Genomic DNA, 7,516 nt, shown 5'->3' on the forward strand with positions numbered 1-7,516 from the left:
TTAGCTAATCAAGCTGCTGTTCAGGCTTTGGCCGTCTTTCTGCGCGGATTACGCGCCAAAGCCAAATGACAGCCGAACATAAGCAGCATTACAACTCCGCTGATGATAAATGGAGCTGTGTGTCCTGCGCGGTCCCACAGCACTCCTGAAACGAGCGGACCGATGACCATACCTGAACCTTGGAGTGTCAGAAAAAAGCCCCATATCGTCGCTCGCTCGCTTTCTGGGATCAATTTAGCGAGGAAGGTATTCCATGCAGGCAAAATGAGCGCATAGCCCAAGCCGATAAGGGCTACGGATACAAACACAAGCGGAATTGATCGGACGGCGGAAAAGAAAAACAGCGTAATCCCGGCAAGTAAAAAACCGGCGTGCAGAAAGTATTCTGTTCCGAGCCGATCCACCAGCTTTCCGCAAGGAATAAGCGCCAGCACCGTTACCCCGCCGCCAGCAATTAGAAGTACACTGTACAAATTCGGCGAAATCCCGAGGTCCGTACGGGCGTACAGCGTCAATACCGGGCTGATTAGACCGATAACAAACGACTGCAAAAACAGCGCCGGGTAAATTAACGGGTTTACATCAAGTTTTGTTTTGAGTGTAATGATCGTCTCCTTGATTCCTCCCAGCAGCTTCAGCTTTTGTTTTGCAAGACCGTCGGAGGACACCAAAGCGCTCCGTTGCAGCGCTCCTTTGTCGGCAGACTCTTTCCGTCCGGGCAGCATAAGGGAGACCAGCAATAACAAAATGCTGCATCCTGTCAAAATCATAAACACCATTCCGTAGGAATGACCATAATGTGCCATAGCGAAATTCATAACAAGCGGCCCCATTCCAGTTCCGCCCATGGACGCAATTTCCAATGTGCCCATCGCCGCACCATTGCTGTTGTTAGGCCCGGACATTTCAGTCGTTCCAGTCATGACACAAGGCCAGAGCGGAGAAGTGCCCAGACCGAGCAACAGACAGGCAACTACGAGCCACACTGGCTCTGTCAGCACGCTTAGCATGATCACCGCAACAAGTGTAAACAGCAACGCGGTCGACATCGTTCCCCGGTAGCCGAGCCGTTCAGCTATCCAGCCCGCCGGTGCCCGGAACGCATTGTCACCAAAATACTGGAGCGAAAAGGCCAGACCGATGATTCCGGCTGACAGTCCGAGCGTTTCTCCCATATATACCGGCAGGATAGCTACCAGAAGAGATCCCTTCATAAATTCAACCAGAAATACCAGTACCCATAATTCCGCAAAAAAGGGAGACCATAACCGCCGAGGATTTTTTTCTCTTCCGATTTGTTTCATCTGTCCCACATCCTCTACCTTCGTTTTTTCGTCATAAAGTCCGGGTTGTCTCCATGCTCCTCTCATTCACAAATAAAAGCACCGTCAACCGCTTGCATTCCTACTTCAAACTGCTATACTCAATTTTGTTCTATTATCACTTGCCAGGATTGTCGAAATCCTGCACGAAAGGTTGTGACAACACTAATGAATCAAAGCAACACCCCGCTTTTTACTGCTTTGAAAAAGCACGCTCAGAGCAACCCGGTTCAATTTCACATCCCAGGTCATAAAAAGGGAGTGGGGGCAGATCCGGAATTTCGCGAATTTATGGGGGATAATGCCTTTTCCATAGATATGATCAACATCGCTCCATTGGACGATCTGCATCAACCTACGGGTGTCATCGAAGAAGCCCAAAAGCTTGCGGCAGAAGCCTATGGAGCAGATTATACTTACTACAGTGTACAGGGTACAAGTGGAGCTATCATTACTATGATTATGTCCATCTGCTTGCCAGGTGATAAAATTATTGTACCCCGAAATGTACACAAATCTATAATGTCTGCCATTATATTGTCTGGAGCAAAGCCTGTATTCGTATCTCCGGTCAGTGATGAAAATCTTGGTATTCACCACGGGATTACAACCAAGTCCGTACGCCGGGCACTGGAACGCCATCCTGACGCCAAGGGCGTCCTCGTCATCAACCCGACATATTACGGTGTGTGCGCCGATTTGAAAGAAATAGTTGATCTCGCTCACAGCTATAATGTGCCGGTCCTGGTCGATGAGGCCCACGGTGTACTCATTCATTTTCATCCTGATCTGCCGATGTCCGCCATGGAAGCGGGAGCAGATATGTCAGCTACAAGCGTCCATAAGCTAGGCGGTTCCTTGACACAAAGCTCGATTCTGAATGTGAATACCAAAAACGGATACGTCAATCCGCAGCGTGTGCAGACGATTTTCAGTATGCTGACAACGACTTCCACTTCCTATATCCTGCTGGCTTCTCTGGACACATCACGCCGCAATCTGGCTCTCAATGGCTATGAAATAGCGCAACGTGCGCTTGATTTGGCCGAATACTGCCGTGCAGAGGTCAACAAGATTGAAGGATTATATTGCTTTGGCAGTGAAATTCTCGGTACAGAGGCAACCTATAATTATGACGCGACCAAAATCACCATTCATATTCGTCATCTAGGCCTTACTGGGTACGACGTGGAAAATTGGCTGAGAGAAAACTACAATATCGAGGTTGAGCTTAGCGATATGTACAATATTCTCTGTCTGGTGACCCCCGGGGATACGAAAGAGGACATTGAGATTTTATTGAAGGCTCTGCGTGAGCTGGCTGCTATTCATTATTCTACAGGTCAGCAGCATGAACTGGATGTAAAAATACAGGAAATCCCCCAGCTCTCCCTGATTCCGAGAGACGCTTTTTACGGAGATACGGAAGTGGTACCATTCAAGGAATCTGCTGGACGCATTATTGCAGAATTCATTTATGTATATCCGCCAGGTATTCCGATCCTACTGCCGGGCGAAGTGATCTCACAGGACAATATTGATTATATTGTCGATCATGTGGAAGTAGGCCTGCCTGTAAAAGGACCGGAGGACCGGACCGTACATCAAGTGAAGGTTATTGTTGAAACGGACGCCATTTCCTAAGCCTCCTGAGCCGTAACAAGCTTGAAAAATCTTATAAGCATCTTAAATGCTTAACAAAAAAAGCCCCCGATTGGGGGCTTTTTCATCAGCTTACAAAGTTGTAGCAGCCGATAGATCCAAGGTTATTCGTATTGGGCAACCAGCTCGCTGTATGCCTCTTCTACACGTTTCCATTCATCTTCGTCCTCGATATTGTAAAGCACCATTTCTTCGTTTTCTTCTTCCATACGAAGAATAATGCCGTCTGCTTCAGGATTGCCGCGCTCCAGCAGGAGAGCGTAAACGTGATTTTCTACGTCAAAGGTCTCTACCAGCACCATTTCTACATCTTTGCCATTTTCATCAGTTAGCGTAAGAACCATTTCTTCATGTTCGTGGTCATGATCGTGGTTGCAGGCTTCACCGTGTTCATGTTTGTGATCACTCATGGAAATACCTACCTTCAAATTGTTTTATTTTCCCCCGTATCGTAACATGATCAAGGGTACAGGTCAATTTGTGGTATGCCTAATTTATCGCTGTAATGACTTTTTCGGACACCAGTGTATAGCTGCTGTCTTTACTTTCTTTAATGTAGAAACCAACCCGGTAATTCCCTGCTGTTTTAAAATCATACGTAAAGTCGTTGGTACGGAACCAAAAGTTATCCTTTTGTGCTCCGCTGATATCCTGGGACTGAATATCTTTCACGTTACCCGCCGGGTCAGTAATCGCTACCTTCACTCCGGAGATATCCGCTTTCAACGTATCAATCTGACTGAATACATTGAATTTCACTTTGTTGCCTTTATTCACGTTACCGAACACCGTATCGCCCTTAAACAAGAACATGTGTACATTTGGTTGGTCGAAAACAACTTTTCCACCGGACGGATCAAAACTGACAATCCCGTTAAAATCCCGAATGGGCACATACGTTTTGCCATCAATGACAACCGCGCCATCCTTCGACACCTCACCGTTAATAATCAACTTCACTTGGTCCTTGGCGGATTCCGCCGAAATAACGGTCCCTCCCATTATCGAAAAGGCCATCACTAGGGCCATAACTTTTCTCCACTTCATCGCTAGATATCCCTCCATCATTATCTGTTAAATAACTTCTGTCTTACATTTATACCTAGCTCAGTTCCACAAGTTGCGCTAGGCATCACAAATTGTCCAAAGTTTTTGATATGGCGTAAAATCTTTAATTTCTAACAGCATCGATGGTAAGATACGACTGAAGAGGATTTATACACATTTAGCCTGGAGGGTGAAATACGAATGAGCCTGACCATACAAATGCTAGGCACAGGCAGTGCCTTTGCCAAAAACTATTACAACAATAACGCACTGCTGGACAGTGGAGAAGGCAAGCTGCTAATCGACTGTGGAACAACCGCTTCGCTGGCTCTGCACCAAATGGGTGTCCCATTGCCCGAAATTGACGCCATTCTAATCACCCACATTCACGCCGATCATGTCGGGGGTCTGGAAGAGTTTGGCTTTCAAATGAATATCCTACATGGTCGCAAACCTGTGCTTTGTATCGCAGAACCGCTAATTCATCCATTATGGGAAAATACGCTCAAGGGCGGCATGTCACAGCAAGGAATGATTGGCAAGCTGGAGGATGTGTTTGAGGTAAACGTGCTGACGCCTGGTGAACCCACCAGCTTAGTATCCGGCATCGAAGTTGAACTCATTCCTACCCGTCATATCCCCGGTAAAGACAGCTACTCCCTGTTCATTAATGACCGTCTTTTTTATAGTGCGGATATGACCTTTGATCCAGATCTGCTGAATCAACTGGTACACGAGCGAGGCTGTCGCAGCATTTTGCATGAGGTTCAATTACAGGGTGCAGGAGAAGTCCATACGACGTTGGACGAGCTGCTCAGCTTGCCAATCCAGCTTCAAGAGCGGATTCGTCTCATGCACTATAGTGACGACATGGAGCAATTCAAGGAAAAAGCTGGAGTCATGTCCTTTCTGGAGCAACAGCGCGTATACAACATTGTGGAGCTGGAACGCACAGAGCAAAAATAATACTGGATACAAAGTGAAATAACAAAAAGCCGCCGGGTTTCCAACTGGAAAAAGAACCCGGCGGCTTTGGCATATACTTGCGTGTAGTTATGTGCTTAGCGATAGATGCTTGAAATGAACGTCAGAACAACGGCAACTGATCCAAATTATTCGTAGGATCTCCATCAGCATCTCCGCGAATCCGTTTGCTTCCGTCCTTGGCTTTGAAAACATTGACCCCGGCAATCGAGCCTGCTTCAATTTCATTTAGAGCCTGACTGTAATCCAAAACCCGTCCGGTAGATGTCTGGAATGACGTCAGATCACCATCACCGTTTTTACGTACTGCCGTAATTTGTTCCCGTTCTACATTAGCCATGCTGCATCGCTCCTTATCCATAGTATAGTGGAGGAACTTTTACTAGCATGCACCCTATGCAGAATTATATGCATCTTCGGGCTGCCAGCTACAGCTTTTTGCGCATGCGTACATGTGGAATCCCGGCATCGTCAAAAGGTTCTTCCGAAATCGTCTCGTAACCGAGCTTCTCGTAAAACTTTTCAGCTTGACATTGAGCATCCAGCAGCGAATGCCGCAGCCCCAGCTCACGTGCGCGTTCCTCCAGAGCCAGCAGTAATATACGTCCGTACCCCCCGGAGCGATGCTCCTTGAGAACCGCAATACGTTGCATTTTAGCTGTATCTTCCTCATAATAGGTCAAGCGTCCCGTTGCCACCATCTCACCATGATCAGAGATTAGCAAGTGATGTGCAGTATCCCCCAGCTTGTCAAAATGGTCAATTTCTAGATTGAGAGGAACTTTTTGCTCCTCGACAAACACCTTGGTACGGATCAATATCGCTGCCTGTAGCTGTTCTTCTGTCGTCACACTAATAATTTCTGCGGCCATCATCCGCTCCCCCTTATCACTGCTTCAATTTGCAAACCCACTAAATTTGAATTATATATATAAATGGTAATGAAGTACAAGCTTATTTCTATTTTTCTACTTTACATTTATGGTTAATACATGATATTATCTAATAACCGAAGGACGGTAGCTCAGCGGGAGAGCATTATCTTGACAGGGTAAGGGTCATGGGTTCGATCCCCATCCGTCCTATACGTCAAAAAGCCTTGATACTCAAGGCTTTTTTGTTTGCCTGAAAATAAAAAAGTCTCATAGTTAGAACTCCAAGTGACTTATTGTGTATATCCCCCTCTCTCTTCTTCATTCACTTTATTCACCTGTTATAAAAATCTCTTCCTATCCATGAAATGAAATAAATTCTATTCCTGATTGTAAGAGCCATTCAGCTCCACAGTAGCTTCGCTATGAAAAAAATCACATTTTGTAAAATTTATCGAAAATATAATGAAAATATAATGAAATTTTCAGATAATAATGATTGAAAAACATTTTCATAAAATTTCTTATGTAAACACTTATATAACCATTTTTCACACAACATACTTGTTCACTTGGTTTAAAATAAGGCGTATACTGGTTCACGAATTGTTCAAGGTTTAACTAAATGTAATTTTCTAGAAAGAAGGAATTAGAAATGCGTGCTTTTCAATTGACTGAAGATGGTTCTATCGAAACCAAATTAACCGGAAAGGAATTGCTGGCTAATCCACTACTGAATAAAGGAGTAGCTTTTACTCTTGAAGAACGGCAGCAGCTTGGACTTGACGGTCTCCTTCCTCCTACCATATTGACTATTGAGGAACAGGTTCAACGGGTTTACGAGCAATTTCAGAGCCAACCAGATAATTTGCGTAAAAATATCGCGTTAAACGATCTGTTTAACCGGAATACAGTCCTTTACTATCGCTTGCTCTCCGAGCACCTAAGCGAAATGCTTCCGATTGTTTATACTCCGACGGTCGGTCAGGCTATACAGGAATACAGTCATGAATACCACAAACCCGGCGGTATGTATTTATCTATTGGTAACCTTTCCGCCATTGAAGAAGCTTTTAAAAATTTGAACCTGGACCCTGAGGATATTGACCTCATCGTAGCCACAGATTCCGAAAGTATTCTGGGAATCGGGGACTGGGGAGTTGGCGGAATTAATATCTCCATTGGTAAATTGGCCGTTTATACAGCCGCCGCTGGTATTGATCCTAGCCGGGTGTTGGCTGTTGTTCTTGATGCGGGTACGAACAACGAGAAACTACTGCAAGATCCTTTATATATGGGGAACCGTCACAAACGTGTTCGCGGAGAACAATATGACCAATTTATTGACACCTATGTTCAAACTGCACTGTCTTATTTTCCGAATGCGCTACTGCACTGGGAAGACCTGGGCAATGTCAACGCCCGGAACATTATCAATAAATACGGAAGCAGTATTTTGACATTTAATGATGATATTCAAGGCACTGGTGCAGTTACGCTCGCAGGTGTTATGTCTGGTGTTAAACTGTCTGGAGTCCCACTAAGCAAGCATCGAGTTTTGGTATTTGGTCCAGGAGCCGCCGGTATCGGTAACGCAGATCAAATTAGTGCAGCCATGATGCTGGAAGG

The 7,516-nt window shown here is 45.4% G+C and carries 8 protein-coding genes and 1 tRNA gene; 4 read left to right on the top strand and 5 right to left on the bottom strand.

Annotated elements, in window-relative coordinates:
- Positions 1-20 precede the first annotated feature (20 nt).
- Positions 21-1,304: an MFS transporter gene (locus QD47_RS24865; RefSeq protein ID WP_044648637.1), complete on the bottom strand. Its 1,284-nt coding sequence runs from the start codon at positions 1,302-1,304 to the stop codon at positions 21-23.
- Positions 1,305-1,490: 186 nt separating this feature from the next.
- Here QD47_RS24865 and QD47_RS24870 point away from each other — a divergent pair, with 186 nt between their 5' ends.
- On the top strand, positions 1,491-2,966 hold the full coding sequence (locus QD47_RS24870) for an aminotransferase class I/II-fold pyridoxal phosphate-dependent enzyme (RefSeq protein WP_044648638.1): 1,476 nt from the start codon (positions 1,491-1,493) through the stop codon (positions 2,964-2,966).
- Between the two features lie 122 nt (positions 2,967-3,088).
- Here the strand turns inward: QD47_RS24870 and QD47_RS24875 are convergent, their stop codons facing one another.
- Entirely contained in the window at positions 3,089-3,394 is a 306-nt protein-coding gene (locus tag QD47_RS24875; protein ID WP_025684269.1) for a DUF1292 domain-containing protein, read from the bottom strand.
- A 79-nt stretch (positions 3,395-3,473) separates the two neighbouring features.
- Entirely contained in the window at positions 3,474-4,031 is a 558-nt protein-coding gene (locus QD47_RS24880) for a hypothetical protein (RefSeq protein WP_044648639.1), read from the bottom strand.
- A 201-nt stretch (positions 4,032-4,232) separates the two neighbouring features.
- Here QD47_RS24880 and QD47_RS24885 point away from each other — a divergent pair, with 201 nt between their 5' ends.
- Positions 4,233-4,997: an MBL fold metallo-hydrolase gene (locus QD47_RS24885; protein ID WP_044648640.1), complete on the top strand. Its 765-nt coding sequence runs from the start codon at positions 4,233-4,235 to the stop codon at positions 4,995-4,997.
- Between the two features lie 121 nt (positions 4,998-5,118).
- Here QD47_RS24885 and QD47_RS24890 read toward each other — a convergent pair whose 3' ends face one another.
- On the bottom strand, positions 5,119-5,355 hold the full coding sequence (locus QD47_RS24890; RefSeq protein WP_014282348.1) for a DUF3892 domain-containing protein: 237 nt from the start codon (positions 5,353-5,355) through the stop codon (positions 5,119-5,121).
- 88 nt (positions 5,356-5,443) lie between these two features.
- Entirely contained in the window at positions 5,444-5,887 is a 444-nt protein-coding gene (locus tag QD47_RS24895; protein ID WP_044648641.1) for a GNAT family N-acetyltransferase, read from the bottom strand.
- A gap of 141 nt (positions 5,888-6,028) precedes the next feature.
- Here QD47_RS24895 and QD47_RS24900 point away from each other — a divergent pair.
- Positions 6,029-6,100: transfer RNA gene (locus QD47_RS24900), tRNA-Val, on the top strand.
- Positions 6,101-6,542: 442 nt separating this feature from the next.
- Positions 6,543-7,516 (top strand): oxaloacetate-decarboxylating malate dehydrogenase (gene maeA / locus QD47_RS24905; protein WP_044648642.1); only part of this gene is annotated, 974 nt, incomplete at its 3' end.

Source organism: Paenibacillus terrae (assembly GCF_000943545.1).
Lineage (GTDB): Bacteria > Bacillota > Bacilli > Paenibacillales > Paenibacillaceae > Paenibacillus > Paenibacillus terrae_A.